The sequence below is a fragment of the Ruminococcus sp. 5_1_39BFAA genome (assembly GCF_964240875.1).
Lineage (GTDB): Bacteria > Bacillota > Clostridia > Lachnospirales > Lachnospiraceae > Blautia_A.
In genome coordinates, this window is record NZ_CAXSVO010000001.1 from 401,002 (window position 1) to 414,274 (window position 13,273).

Consider the following 13,273-nt stretch of genomic DNA (forward strand, 5'->3'; position numbering starts at 1 on the left):
ACCTCCTTGCTTTTTACACGTTCTATTTTATTTTTTTAATTCTTAAATGTCTTTAGCCAAACCTTAAAGATTCCTTAAATCGTACCGCTCAAAGCGATCGTCACGGTCACCTTCAGTCCATTTTGTCCATTTTCAACAACCAGCCCCCCACCCATTTCTTTCATAAAATAGTCGGAAATATAAAGTCCCAGACCAGCCCCTTCCATATCCTTTACATTGCTTCCGCGCTTGAATTTTTCTTTTAAAAGAGGCAGTTCTTCCCTGCTGACTCCGCCTCCGTGATCTTCCATGCAGACACTGAGACTGCGGCTGTTTTTGCATATCGCTACATCGATTTTCGTGTTTGCATATTTATAAGAGTTGGCAAAAATATTGTCAAATACCTGCTGCAAACGCAGCTTATCTGCGTATAAAAGGCAATCGGGAACATCCGGGATAAATGCGCGGCCCAGGTAATCCGAATTCTCAAACAGTGTTTTCAATTCCCTGCTTTCTATATCAGTGGGCGTTACGGTAAGCTGTCTTAGCTCTTCCAGCGTTGCGGTAAACAGGTTTGTGATGAGCGTATTGATCTGATCTGCTTTGCGGATGATCTGTGTGTAATTGTTCCGCATTTTATCATCCTCTGCCAGCGCCATTCCTACCTCAGAAACTGCCTTGATGCTTGCCACAGGCGTTTTGATGTCATGTGAAAGCTTGGCTACCAGTTCCTTTTTGCTGGCATTGGCTTCCGCTTCTGCTGCTCTTGCCTTTTTCAGTTCCGCGCGCATAATGTCAAAGCTCTCCGTAAATACCCCGAAAAGATTGTGTCTGTCCATCTCCAGCGGAATGTCAAGGTTTCCGCCTGCAATACGCTCTGCAAAACCTTTCAGATCCTGAAACGGTTTTATTACCACCCGATCCAAATAGAGTACATATCCCACGCAGATGCCGCACTGTATCAGGATCGCGGCTGCCAGAACCATAACTGCCGTGCGTTTCTGCGACTGCAGGGTTTGAGCACCGTTGTTCCAGATTATAATTTTTCCCTCCACGGAGCCGTCTGACTGGATATCGAGAATGGTATCACGATGTATGACCGCCATATTGATACTTTCACTCAAGCCCGGCTTTGTTTGAAAGACCACCCTTCCGTTCCTGTCGATCACAACGTAATCAAGACTTGTGTGGTTTTTATGGTTTTCCATTGAGTTCCAGTCTCTCTGTACGGACTGGACGGCCTCATTTACCGCAACTGCATCCTGCGAATTATCCGGATCCTGCACTGCAAAACCAACCAGAGCTATGATTTCCACTGCAAAGGCCAGTATCAGACAGATCAGAAGCACACGCTTTTTCATTGCTTTTCCCCCACAAACTTATACCCATCTCCCCAAACCGTAAGAATATATTGGGGTCTTCCCGGCTCCCGTTCAATTGCTTCCCTTATTTTCCGGATATGTACGTTCAGTGTTCCATCGCCTGTAAACTTATCCTCCCAGACTTTTTCAAACAGCTCCTGTTTTGAAACTACTCTGTTTTCATTTTTGATCAGATAGGACAGCAGCTTAAATTCAAGTGAGGTCAGTCTGGCTGTTTTTCCGTCAACCAGCACCTCCCTTGCACCAAAGTCCACCTTTAGCCATCCGTCCGTATACCCCTTATTCACACTCTGACCATACCGCCTCAGCACCACTTTTACCTTTGCTAACAGAACTCCCAGCGAATAAGGCTTTTGCACATAATCGTCCCCTCCGATATTCAGCGCAACGATCTTATCATCATCGCTTGTCCGTGCAGAAATAAACAGGATCGGGATTTCCGTTTTTTCACGCAGTTCCCGGCACAGCTCAAAGCCACTGCTGTCTCCAAGGTTGATATCAAGCAACAGCAGCTCTGCCGTATTCTCCCGGAAAAAACTCCTGCAGTCTGAGGCATTGTATACCACAGCCGTTTTTACGCCAAACAGATTAAAATATTCCGCTGTGCTGTCTGCCAGCAGTTCCTCATCATCTATGATCAAACAATCGTATTTCATTGCTTCCCTCCCAAATATACTGAGTCTATCATAACTGTTCAAAGGGATAATAGCAAGCAGCTAACTGGAGTACTTTCCTATGAAACAAAGAAAAGCACCTGCCTGTGACCTGTAAAGCCAAAGGCAAGTGCCCGCTAAGCTCATATTCAGTTAATCCTGATCAGTCTCCCCGAAGGATCACGCGGATTCTCTTATAAAGTACAAATACAATGACAGATGTCAGCGTGTATTTAAACAGGTTAAACGGCACAAGGATCATCACTGCAAACCCAAACAGGTTGTGTACACTGCTATGTACGGCAGTTCCCATCTCAATGAAAGCCTCCACAGGCATTCCGAATGCTTTTCCGTATGCCGGAAGTAATATAAACGCATTTACAAAACATGCCAGGATGGTCGTGAGAACTGTACCTGCAGCCATTCCCATCACAGCGTGTTTTCTGGTCTTTACATGTCGGTAACGGTAGATCAGCCCTGCCGGAACCACATATGCGCAGCCGAAAAGGAAGTTTGCCACATCACCTACACCTGCTGTCATGGTGCCTTTTGTCACCAAGTGTACCAGAATCTTTACAAGTTCAATGAGTACACCTGCGATCGGTCCCATCGCAAAAGAACCTACCATGACAGGAATCTCAGAAAAATCAAGCTGGTAAAAGGAGGGGGCCAGGAAAGGAAGTGGGAATTCAAAATTCATCAGTACTCCTGCCACGGCTCCCAGCATTGCCACCTGTGCAATGGTCCTGGTACGGCTTCTCGCCATTACGTCTCCGTTTTTCAATACTTGTTCACTCATACTGTTCGCTCCTTTGAAATTATTCTGAAAGAAAATTTCTGCAAGTTTTCCCTGTAGCTTCCGGTGCCACCCATCTTCTACGGAAAAAAAGCCCCGGGCGTAAATCCCGGGGCGCTGAGCACGTAAACATGAAACTATGAATCGCGTTCTTCTCTCATCCAGACTATACTGTCGGTTTTGGAATCTCACCAAATCAGCCGCCAAAGCGGGTCGCGGACTATACCGCCGGTAGGGAATTTCAAAGCTGCTATGACCTCGATCACCCTGCCCCGAAGAAATTTTCTTTTACGGACTATATTATAAACCTATACAGTATGGATTTCAATAGGGTTTCGAAATTTTCTTTACAATATGAAAAAATTGTGCTTAAATGGTACTGTTCACTTATCGTTACTAAATATTAAGGAGCAAAAATATGTCACCATCAACAGAAAAATCTTCAAACCTTACTGTAAAATATGCCTTCATCCAGGGCTTTTTCTGGATGAATTTCGCTGTGATCATGGGCTTTAGCAGCCTTTATCTTCTGGATGTTGGCTTTTCTAATACACAGATTGGCCTGCTGATCGCAGCGGCGGGAATCATTTCGGCAGTGCTGCAGCCGACCATCGCCAGCTATGCGGACAGCCCATCAAGTCCCTCCCTGAAAAGGATCGTATCTGTGTTCACGATCCTTGTGATCGTTATGGGGCTGCTTCTTATATTCAGCAAAGGCTCCCTGTTGCTGACCGGACTGCTTTACGGCGGATGTATCACCATCTTGCAGCTTCTGACCCCTTTAGTGAACGCGCTGGGCATGGAAAGCATCAACCAGGGAAAGCGCTTGAATTTCGGCGTTTCCCGTGGCATGGGCTCCGTGGCTTATGCGGTTGCCGCCTATATCCTCGGCATTGTGGCAGACCGGACAGGCGCAGGTGTTGTACCTGTGGCAACGGCTGGAGTATTTGCTGCACTTTTCTTCTTTTTGATGGTCTTTCCTTTTCAAAAGACTGTATCCGAATCGTCCAAAAAGGAGAAAAATAGCCAAAGCCCTCTGTATTTTTTCAAAAGATATCCACGTTTTGCCGTTGTATTGATCGGCTGTGTCCTTCTTTACATAAGCCACGTTCTGCTGAACAGCTTTACCTTCCAGATCGTGGAGAGCAAGGGCGGGACCAGCGCAGAGATGGGATTTTCCATGGCCCTTGCTTCGCTGATCGAGCTGCCCACCATGTTTCTCTTTGGCTATATGCTGAAAAAAGTCCGCTGTGACATCTGGTTCCGGATTTCCGGCATCTTCTTTATGCTGAAATGCCTGGGAAGCCTGCTTGCGCCAAATATGCCCGTGTTCTATGCAATCCAGCTTTTCCAATTGCTGGGCTGGGCGCTGATCACCGTCTCCTCCGTGTATTATGTAAATTCCATCATGGATTCCCGGGATGCGATCAAGGGCCAGGCGTATATGACCATGACCTATACCCTGGGCAGTGTGCTTGGCGCCTTACTTGGAGGCCCTCTCATTGACAAGGCAGGCGTAGCTGCCATGCTGACCTTCGGTACAGCAGCGGCTGCTATTGGCATGATTATCCTGCTTTTTGCCACAGAAAAAACCTCCGAAATGCCGCATTGAAGTTAAAGAAACACCCGGTTCAGTTCTCTTCTTTTTGATGTACGTGAACCTCCAACTGGTTGTATGGGATCACGATTCCCCTGTTGTCAAATTCCTCTTTGATACGCTCATTCAGGCGCCATTTCGCAGGCCAGTAGCGGTCTGTGGGGACCCAGACCCTAAGCGCCATCACAACAGCGCTTTCACCCAGTTCATCCACACATACTACCATATCCTTATCATCTTTTGTATCCGGATCCTCTTTTAAAAGCTCTTCCAGGGTCGCCTTTGCAAGACGTACATCCGAATCATAGGATATTCCTACCTTAATTTCCAGCTTCCGCATATCCCTCGCGGTCACATTGATAATGGTACTGTTGGACAATGTGCCGTTTGGGATTACGATATGCTTATTGTCAACGGAAAGCAGAGTGGTATAGCAGATTTCAATCTTATCTACGGTCCCTTCGCATCCCTTTGCCTGATCCTGAACAATGTAATCTCCCACCTGAAAGGGCTTGAACAGCAGAAGCATCACGCCTCCCGCCAGGTTTGACAGCCCTCCCTGCAGGGCAAGACCGATGGTAACACCGGCTGTTCCCAAAAGGGCCGCAACAGAGGATTCCTCCACCCCAAACTGAATGGCAATACTAAAGATCAAGATCATATAAAGCATGAATTTTGCCAGGGAGCCAACAAACTGGATCACACCCTTGTCCACTCCCGCACGTTCCATGGAATTCCTGACAACCTTCAGCAGCCATTTTATCAGCTTTCCGCCCACATAAAATGCCGCGATCGCCAGGACCACCTTGATGCCAAAGCCTGCGATATCCGGAATATGATCCTTTATATACTGCTGATACCGGTTTACATTGGTCGTGATTTCCTGCACGGTTTCTTCCACAGTTTCCTGATTCAAAACCTCCGCTGCATACAAAGGTTTTCTATACACCAGCCCCATCATCCGTTACCTCCTGCCATAAGCAGACTCGCCAGCACTGCCTGTATGATCAGAATCACCGGAACTCCCACACGGAATTTCGGTTTTCTCGTCTTGTGGCGGAAGCACCGCATACCAAGCAGCGCCCCCACTGAGCCTCCTGCTGCTGCCAAAAGCAAAAGCTGAGACTCCGGCACTCGCCACATATTTCTCCGCGCCCTCTGTTTATCGGCCCCATAAACCGCAAACGCCAGGACATTGACTGCCAGCAAATATATGCTTAAAATATCAGACATTACTTATTAATCCCTTTCATGGAAAGACTGATCCGCTTTTTCTGTAAATCCACACCCAGGACACGTACCTCCACAACATCTCCCACGCTTACCGCTTCCAGCGGATGCTTGATAAACTTATCGCTCATCTGAGAAATGTGTACCAATCCGTCCTGATGCACACCGATATCCACAAATGCTCCGAAATCAATTACATTTCGCACAGTTCCCTTTAAGATCATGCCCTCTTTCAGATCCTTCATATCCAGCACATCGGTGCGGAGAATGGGCTTTGGCATCTCATCACGTGGGTCACGGGCAGGCTTTTCCAACTCCTTCACAATATCACGAAGGGTAATTTCCCCGATTTCCAGCTCTTTGGAAAGCTTTCTGTAATCCTTGATCTGTCTGGAAAGGCCGGAAAGCTTACCGCCTGTGATATCCTTTGGCTCATAGCCCAGCTTTTCCAGAAGCTTTGCTGCCGCCTCATAGCTTTCCGGGTGGACACTGGTGGCATCCAGAGGGTTTTTTCCTCCTGCAATGCGCATAAATCCGGCGCACTGCTCAAATGCCTTCGGGCCAAGCTTTGCCACCTTCAAAAGCTCCTTCCTGCTGGTAAAACGACCGTTCTCCTCGCGGTAGACCACAATATTCTTTGCGATTGCCTTGCTGATACCTGAAATATATTCTAACAGGGAAGCCGATGCGGTATTCAGATCCACTCCAACCTTGTTTACGCAGTCCTCTACTACGCCTGACAGCGCTTCCCCAAGCTTTTTCTGGTTCATATCATGCTGGTACTGCCCTACACCGATGGATTTCGGATCGATCTTTACAAGCTCAGCCAGCGGGTCCTGCACACGTCTGGCAATGGATGCAGCGCTTCTCTGTCCCACGTCAAAATTCGGGAATTCCTCTGTCGCCAGCTTGCTTGCGGAGTACACCGATGCACCTGCTTCATTTGTGATCACATACTGCACCTTCTCATTGGGGATCTCCTTCAGCATTTCCACGATCACCTGCTCTGACTCTCTGGAAGCAGTGCCGTTTCCAACAGAAATCAGGGTAATGCCGTATTTTTTGATCATTTTTTTCACAGTATCTTTCGCTGCCTTGATCTTCGCTTCGTTAGTCGGCGCTGTGGGGTAAACCACTGTTGTATCCAGAACCTTTCCTGTCCCGTCAACAACTGCCAGCTTACAGCCTGTACGGAAAGCCGGGTCCCATCCAAGCACTACCTGGCCTGCAATTGGAGGCTGCATCAATAGCTGCTCCAGATTTTTTCCAAATACCTTGATCGCGCCGTCTTCTGCTTTTTCTGTCAGATCTGCCCTGATCTCCCTCTCGATAGCCGGACCGATCAGCCTTTTATAGCTGTCCTCCACTACTTCCTTTAATACGGGTGTTGTAACAGGATTGTCCCTTGTGATCACCTGGTGCTCCAGATAACGGATAATATCTTCTTCCGGTGCATTTACTTTAACTGTCAGGATTTTCTCTTTCTCACCCCGGTTCAGCGCCAGAATCCTGTGGCCTGCAAGCTTCTTGATCGGCTCCTGGAATTCATAGTACATCTCATACACAGACTGCTCTTCTTCATTCTTTGCAGCAGAACTGATGCTTCCTTTATCTGTTGTCAGATCACGAATGCGGATACGGTAATCCGCCTCATCGGAAATATGCTCCGCAATGATATCCTTTGCCCCGGCAATGGCCTCTTCCACCGAATTTACTTCTTTGTCCGCAGAAAGAAATGCCTGCGCCTCTTCTTCCAGTGCTTTCTTTGTCATCTGCAGCATGATGATATTTGCCAGAGGTTCCAGTCCCTTTTCCTTTGCAATAGTCGCGCGGGTACGCCGTTTCGGACGGTAAGGGCGGTACAGATCCTCCACGACCACCAGCGTCTGGGCATCCAGGATCTGTTTTTTCAGTTCAGGCGTCAGCTTTCCCTGTTCCTCGATGCTTGCCAGAACCTGATTCTTTTTTTCCTCCAGGTTTCTTAAATAATTCAGACGCTCATACAAGTTTCGGAGCTGCTCATCATTAAGCGTTCCTGTGGCTTCCTTGCGATATCGGGAAATAAAAGGTATTGTATTTCCCTCGTCAATCAGCTTTACAGCCGCCTCAACCTGCCATTTCTGCACGCCCAGCTCTTGCGCAATTACCTGAATAATATCCATTCTTCACTCTCCTCTTAACAGTCTGAAAAGGGTGCCTCCGGAGGGCACCCTCTAGTAATATCTTATCAAGCCTCGGAATCGTCTCTGTATTCCGGGATGTTATATCCTGGATTTTCCGGCAGAGTTTCCCTATAGTCAAACTCCCCTCTTAAATCCCTGTAAAAAGCCGCCGATGACATTTCCATATACGGAATGATCCATAAAAGCGCCAGATACAGCGTAAATACGGATAAAAATAATAATGGGATAAAGCTGATCTGCAAAAGCAGATATCTGCCCAGATTTCCCTTCATCAGCCTCATGCTTTCCTTCAGCGCTGCAATTCCTCCCAGCTCCACATCATCAGCCATAATATAAAAGGTCATGGCAAATGGCAGGCTCACCAGCAGATTCAGCACAATGGAAAGCAGCATCAGACCCATTACTTTTGTCATCCACGCCATCTGCTCTTCCAGCGTAACGCCCATGTCTGTGGCAAAGCTCACATAATAATAGGGAATGGCCGTCACCACCTGGATGATCGCCAGCACAAATCCGGCAATGATAACCCGGTCAGGCTGGTTTTTAAAAAAGTAGATCAGATCCCCCAGAGAAAACTCTTTCTCTCTGGCGATATTTAACTGCATATAGCAGTAGCCTGCAGAAAAAATCCCGGTGATCAGTGATACCACCAACAGGAATATCTCGCTCAGGATCAGATTCAGGATACCGCTGCCGCCAAACAGTCTGGTCGCCATCCTGCTTCCCAGGGCATTCAGCCCAAAAACCGCCAGCATTCCCAATATCATGCTGCCAAAGCATCCCTGCAATGACTTTTTCGCATAGGATTTGATCGTTCGTATACTTTTTTTCATATAATAAATTTCTCCTTAGTTGATCCGCTTGCTTCCCCAGAAGAACAAGGCTACCGTACCGGGACCAGTGTGGCTTCCGATAGTGGTGCCCACATAGTTGATCTCTACTTTGCCTTTTAATTTGGGGAACCGGGCCTCAACAAGATTTGCTACTTCTCTGGCATCCTCATAGCAGCCGGACTGGGAGATATAGCATTTATCAGAATAGTCAAGTCCATTATCCGCAAACTCTTCCATCTTATCCACAATGGCGCGGATTACCTTTTTCTTTGTGCGGATCTTGAATCTCGGAATCAGCTTACCGTTGTTGTCCACGTTCAAAAGAGGACAGATATTCAGCACTCCCCCGATAAATCCGGATGCCTTTGAAATTCTTCCTCCCTTTATATAAAAGGTCAGATCCGTGGAGAAAAACCAGTGATGGAGATTCAGCTTGTGCTCCTCTGCCCACTGGCAAACCTCATCAATAGATTTCCCCTCATCCCGAAGGTCTGCAAGACGATCCATCAAAAGCCCGTAGCCGGAGGAAGCTGCCAGTGAATCCAACACCAGGATTTTTCTGTCCGGATATCGCTCCTCCAGTTCTTCCTTTGCGATCCGGGCAGAGTTGATAACCCCTGTAATGCCGGATGACAGGCAAACATGCAGAATGTCCTTTCCCTGTTTCAGAAATCCTTCGAAATAGGCTATAAATTCCTCTGCGTTGATCTGTGAGGTTTTAGTCTCTGCGCCGTTTGCCATTGCCTTATAAAACTCTTCGAATGGCATGGACTGACCCAGATCGTCATCGTACTGTTTTCCGTCCATCTCGTAATGGAAGCAGATGTAGGATATTTCCCGTTCCTCAAAGTGCTCTTTTGTAAGGTCCGCTGTGGAACAGCAACTTAAGATAAAATCGCTCATATTTCCCTCCTTCTAAACGACAATCAGTCAGCCAGACCGAAGGCATCATGCACCGCATTCATAGCGCGGATGCCGTCCTTTTCATTGATGAGAACCGTAACACGGATTTCTGAGGTGGAAATCATGTTAATATTAACGCCTTCATTATACAGGCTTTCGAACATCTTGGCAGCCACGCCGGGATTGCTCATCATTCCTGCACCTACGATAGAAAGCTTTGCAATATTCCGCTCAGAATGCAGCTCCTTATAGCCAAGACGGGCGCGGTTTGCCTCCAGAACAGCTACCGCATCGTCCAGGTCATTTTTGTGTACCGTAAAGGAGATATCCTTTGTTCCGGCACGTCCGATGGACTGCAGGATCACGTCTACATTGATGTTTTTCTTTCCAAGAGTATCAAATACTTTAAATGCCGTTCCCGGCACATCCTTCAAACCGATTATGGCAATGCGGACTGCATCCGTATCCAGTGCAACGCCGCTGATCAACATTCTTTCCACGCTAACTACCTCCTTAACCACCGTTCCTTCACTGTTGTTGAGACTGGACCGTACCACAAGAGGCACGCCGTATTTTTTTGCCATCTCTACGGAACGGTTGTGAAGGACTCCTGCTCCCAGAGTTGCCAGATCCAGCATTTCGTCATACGTGATCTCCTTAAGCTTTCTTGCCTTCGGAACCTTACGGGGGTCTGCCGTGTACACACCATCCACGTCTGTGTAGATCTCGCAGGCATCCGCATGAAGGGCTGCTGCCAGAGCCACAGCCGTGGTATCGGAGCCGCCTCTCCCAAGAGTAGTATAATCATCGTATTTATCTACCCCCTGGAAGCCTGTGACGATCACGATCCGCCTTGCGTCCAGCTCCCGCCGGATACGCTCTGTATCAATTCTTTTCAGGCGGGCGTTTCCATGATTGCTGGTGGTGTGCATAGTCACCTGAAAGGCATTCAGAGAAACAGCAGGAACTCCCAGCTTATTCATCGCCATTGCCATGAGAGCCACTGACATCTGCTCTCCGATCGTAAACAGCATATCCATTTCTCTCTTTGGCGGTTTTTCATTGATATCATGAGCCATATCGATCAGCTCATCCGTATATTTTCCCATGGCGGACAAAACCACAACCACGTCATTTCCATTTCTGTATTCTTCGATACAGCGGTTGGCAACATTGAAGATGCGCTCTTTATTTGCCACCGAGGTACCGCCGAATTTTTTTACTATCAGCATAGACATTTCCTTCCTGCGCTAATTTTACTTTGAAAACAGATAACTCATCATATCCCAGCCGTGGTCAATCTTATTTCCCAGTATGGCTGCATCTTTTTCATCATAATGCCAGGTATGCTCCTGAGGCGCACTGCTGTCATAGAGCAGATATGGAACCGGCTCAGCCACATGGGTGCGCACCTTAATGGGCGTGGGGTGGTCAGGCAGGATCAGCATCCGGTAATCCTCTCCGGATTCATCCAGACCGTCCTTTACAAGCTTAATAAGCCTCTGGTCAAGATATTCAATTGCCTTTATTTTTCTCTCCACGCTTCCCTGATGTCCCATCTCATCCGGCGCTTCCACATGCACATAGGCAAAATCATAGCCGCCCTTTGTGAGCGCGTCCACTGCTGCCTTCGCCTTGCCCTCATAATTGGTGTTCAGACCGCCGTTTGCACCTTCCACCAGGATCCTGTCCATGTCGGAACCTACTGCGATTCCCTTTAATAAATCCACAGCAGAGATCATCACACCCTTTTTATGGTAAATCTCCTCAAAGGAAGTAAGTATTGGCTTTGTGCCTGCACCCCAGAACCAAAAGCTGTTGCCAGGCTTTAAGCCCTTAGCCTTCCGCTCCAGATTCAGAGGATGGTTTTTCAGGATTTCGTAGCTTTTTTCCTGCATTCTGCGCAGAATGGGGTCTTTTGGCAGATACTCTCCGATTTTTCTGGTCAGGATATCATGGGGCGGTGTCAGCTCCACAACATTTCCATTATCCCATACCATACAGTGACGGTAGCTTGTGCCCGTGTAAAAGGCATAGTCTGCAAATTCTTTTTCCAGCTCCGCACACACTGCCTTTAACAGTACGTCGGCATCCTCCGTGCTGATCTCATCGGAACTGTGATCCAGAATCGTCTGCTCCTCATAGGAAAGCCCTTCCTCCTCCGTCACAGTTACAATATTGCAGCGGAACACTACATCTGTATCCTTCATATCCACACCGATGCTCAATGCTTCCAGCGGAGAACGTCCGGTGTAATATTTCTCCGGGTTATAGCCCAGCACGGAAAGGTTTGCCGTATCGCTTCCGGGCGCCATTCCCTCCGGAATGGTCGCCACAGTTCCGATTTCGGAAACCTTTGCCAATTCATCCATAACAGGCGTTTTTGCGCAGGAAAGAGGCGTACCGCCGTTTAGCTCCTCCAAAGGCCAGTCCGCCATTCCATCGCCCAAAATTACCACATATTTCATAATCTCCTCCAACTTCGCAGCTCTGTTCTCAGTCCTTTACACGGATCATGGACAGAACCGTACCTTCCAGACTGCTGATCTTTTCCTGGTATTCTCCCTGGGTCATGTTGTTTGTGATAAAGCCGAATTCCTCCGGGCAGTTTTCCAGACTCACGATCATCTGCACCTTACCGAAAGCACTGTCAACCTTATCCGGCGTTGTATCTTTCACACGGACAAAGAAACGCCCCTCCACATCGCTCATCTCCATCAGCTTCAGAGGATGGCTGGTCCAGTTTGTCATAATGTTTCTGTGAAGGTGCTTCGCCTCATCCACCACATCGGCAACTACAGCGCTTGCAGTGGGAAGCTTGCCTGCTCCGCTTCCATAGAACATAGCATCTCCCAGCACATTTCCGTGTACGAAAATTCCATTAAACACATCATTTACACTGTACAGCGGGCTGGTTTTTCCAATCAGGAAGGGTGCCACCATCGCATAGAAGGAATCGTCACCGATCTTCCGGCTGGTAGCCAGAAGCTTGATGGTCATTCCAAGCTCTTTTGCATATGCCATGTCAATAGGGGTGATCTTGGTGATCCCCTCTGTGTAAATATCCTCGTAATTTAAGAATTTTCCGTAAGCCAGGGAAGAAAGGATTGCAATCTTGCGGCAGGCGTCATAGCCCTCCACATCTGCAGTGGGGTCTGCCTCCGCATAACCCATTCCCTGTGCTTCTTTTAATACCGTATCAAAGGGGCTCCCCTCTGTACTCATCTTGTAAAGCATATAGTTTGTGGTTCCGTTCAGGATACCGGTAACCTCATCAATCTCATCTGCTGTGAGAGAAGAATTCAAAGCCCTGATAATAGGGATTCCGCCTCCGCAGCTTGCTTCAAATAAAAAGTTAATGCTGCGCTCTCTGGCGATTTCCATCAGCTCTGGGCCATGCTTTGCCACCAGAGCTTTATTGGATGTGCAAACGCTTTTTCCTGCTTCCAAAGCCCGTTTTACAAAGGTATGCGCAGGCTCGATCCCGCCCATGACCTCTACCACAATATCCACCTCCGGGTCATTTACAATAACCTCGTAATCGTGGACAAGGACCTTCTCTACCGGATCTCCCGGAAACTCTCTCAGGTCCAGTACATACTTAATATTGATCTCATCTCCGGCACGCTTGTTGATGCTGGCATGATTGGTGTTGATGACCTCCACAACACCGCTTCCTACGGTGCCGTATCCTAATACTGCAATATTTATCATTTG

12 protein-coding genes and 1 riboswitch are annotated in these 13,273 nt (G+C 47.9%); of the genes, 1 reads left to right on the plus strand and 11 read right to left on the minus strand.

All coding sequences use genetic code 11. From position 1 onward, the window contains the following. Positions 1-74: 74 nt before the first annotated feature. From ACESZH_RS01780 to ACESZH_RS01790, 3 genes are all read right to left on the minus strand, one after another. Positions 75-1,340, minus strand: a complete 1,266-nt coding sequence (locus ACESZH_RS01780; RefSeq protein ID WP_373216268.1) for an ATP-binding protein — start codon at positions 1,338-1,340, stop codon at positions 75-77. Next, positions 1,337-2,017, minus strand: coding sequence for a response regulator transcription factor (locus ACESZH_RS01785; protein WP_373216270.1), 681 nt, complete (start codon positions 2,015-2,017; stop codon positions 1,337-1,339). Before ACESZH_RS01785 ends, ACESZH_RS01780 begins: the two co-directional genes overlap by 4 nt. Positions 2,018-2,177: 160 nt before the next feature. Then, complete coding sequence (locus ACESZH_RS01790; protein ID WP_373216272.1) at positions 2,178-2,813, minus strand: ECF transporter S component; 636 nt, start codon at positions 2,811-2,813, stop codon at positions 2,178-2,180. 142 nt (positions 2,814-2,955) lie between these two features. Continuing rightward, positions 2,956-3,094: riboswitch (FMN riboswitch) on the minus strand. Positions 3,095-3,228: 134 nt separating this feature from the next. Between ACESZH_RS01790 and ACESZH_RS01795 the strand changes: the two genes are divergently transcribed. Further along, on the plus strand, positions 3,229-4,422 hold the full coding sequence (locus ACESZH_RS01795; protein ID WP_373216274.1) for an MFS transporter: 1,194 nt from the start codon (positions 3,229-3,231) through the stop codon (positions 4,420-4,422). A gap of 19 nt (positions 4,423-4,441) precedes the next feature. Here ACESZH_RS01795 and ACESZH_RS01800 read toward each other — a convergent pair whose 3' ends face one another. The 8 genes from ACESZH_RS01800 to ACESZH_RS01835 form a co-directional block, all read right to left on the minus strand. Beyond that, positions 4,442-5,368 carry a mechanosensitive ion channel family protein gene (locus ACESZH_RS01800; RefSeq protein WP_373216275.1) on the minus strand — a complete coding sequence of 309 codons (927 nt, stop codon included), beginning with the start codon at positions 5,366-5,368 and terminating at the stop codon, positions 4,442-4,444. Further along, positions 5,365-5,640, minus strand: a complete 276-nt coding sequence (locus ACESZH_RS01805) for a DUF1294 domain-containing protein (protein WP_373216276.1) — start codon at positions 5,638-5,640, stop codon at positions 5,365-5,367. Before ACESZH_RS01805 ends, ACESZH_RS01800 begins: the two co-directional genes overlap by 4 nt. Then, complete coding sequence (locus ACESZH_RS01810; protein WP_373216278.1) at positions 5,640-7,799, minus strand: Tex family protein; 2,160 nt, start codon at positions 7,797-7,799, stop codon at positions 5,640-5,642. Before ACESZH_RS01810 ends, ACESZH_RS01805 begins: the two co-directional genes overlap by 1 nt. Before the next feature lie 65 nt (positions 7,800-7,864). Further along, on the minus strand, positions 7,865-8,653 hold the full coding sequence (locus ACESZH_RS01815; RefSeq protein ID WP_373216280.1) for a DUF975 family protein: 789 nt from the start codon (positions 8,651-8,653) through the stop codon (positions 7,865-7,867). Positions 8,654-8,668: 15 nt separating this feature from the next. Beyond that, positions 8,669-9,556 carry a DegV family protein gene (locus tag ACESZH_RS01820; protein WP_373216282.1) on the minus strand — a complete coding sequence of 296 codons (888 nt, stop codon included), beginning with the start codon at positions 9,554-9,556 and terminating at the stop codon, positions 8,669-8,671. A gap of 23 nt (positions 9,557-9,579) precedes the next feature. After that, on the minus strand, positions 9,580-10,788 hold the full coding sequence (locus ACESZH_RS01825) for an aspartate kinase (protein ID WP_373216284.1): 1,209 nt from the start codon (positions 10,786-10,788) through the stop codon (positions 9,580-9,582). Between the two features lie 24 nt (positions 10,789-10,812). Then, the gene (locus tag ACESZH_RS01830) at positions 10,813-12,024 is read right to left on the minus strand and encodes a cofactor-independent phosphoglycerate mutase (RefSeq protein WP_373216286.1); all 1,212 of its coding nucleotides are present in this window, start codon (positions 12,022-12,024) and stop codon (positions 10,813-10,815) included. 28 nt (positions 12,025-12,052) lie between these two features. Beyond that, positions 12,053-13,270, minus strand: coding sequence for a homoserine dehydrogenase (locus tag ACESZH_RS01835; protein ID WP_373216288.1), 1,218 nt, complete (start codon positions 13,268-13,270; stop codon positions 12,053-12,055). Positions 13,271-13,273 lie beyond the last annotated feature (3 nt).

What these genes read in the sequence shown, in the direction of transcription:
- ACESZH_RS01780 (WP_373216268.1), bottom strand. Translation starts at nt 1,340, where the DNA reads ATGAAAAAGCGTGTGCTTCTGATCTGTCTGATACTGGCCTTTGCAGTG.
- ACESZH_RS01785 (WP_373216270.1), bottom strand. Translation starts at nt 2,017, where the DNA reads ATGAAATACGATTGTTTGATCATAGATGATGAGGAACTGCTGGCAGAC.
- ACESZH_RS01790 (WP_373216272.1), bottom strand. Translation starts at nt 2,813, where the DNA reads ATGAGTGAACAAGTATTGAAAAACGGAGACGTAATGGCGAGAAGCCGT.
- ACESZH_RS01795 (WP_373216274.1), top strand. Translation starts at nt 3,229, where the DNA reads ATGTCACCATCAACAGAAAAATCTTCAAACCTTACTGTAAAATATGCC.
- ACESZH_RS01800 (WP_373216275.1), bottom strand. Translation starts at nt 5,368, where the DNA reads ATGATGGGGCTGGTGTATAGAAAACCTTTGTATGCAGCGGAGGTTTTG.
- ACESZH_RS01805 (WP_373216276.1), bottom strand. Translation starts at nt 5,640, where the DNA reads ATGTCTGATATTTTAAGCATATATTTGCTGGCAGTCAATGTCCTGGCG.
- ACESZH_RS01810 (WP_373216278.1), bottom strand. Translation starts at nt 7,799, where the DNA reads ATGGATATTATTCAGGTAATTGCGCAAGAGCTGGGCGTGCAGAAATGG.
- ACESZH_RS01815 (WP_373216280.1), bottom strand. Translation starts at nt 8,653, where the DNA reads ATGAAAAAAAGTATACGAACGATCAAATCCTATGCGAAAAAGTCATTG.
- ACESZH_RS01820 (WP_373216282.1), bottom strand. Translation starts at nt 9,556, where the DNA reads ATGAGCGATTTTATCTTAAGTTGCTGTTCCACAGCGGACCTTACAAAA.
- ACESZH_RS01825 (WP_373216284.1), bottom strand. Translation starts at nt 10,788, where the DNA reads ATGCTGATAGTAAAAAAATTCGGCGGTACCTCGGTGGCAAATAAAGAG.
- ACESZH_RS01830 (WP_373216286.1), bottom strand. Translation starts at nt 12,024, where the DNA reads ATGAAATATGTGGTAATTTTGGGCGATGGAATGGCGGACTGGCCTTTG.
- ACESZH_RS01835 (WP_373216288.1), bottom strand. Translation starts at nt 13,270, where the DNA reads ATGATAAATATTGCAGTATTAGGATACGGCACCGTAGGAAGCGGTGTT.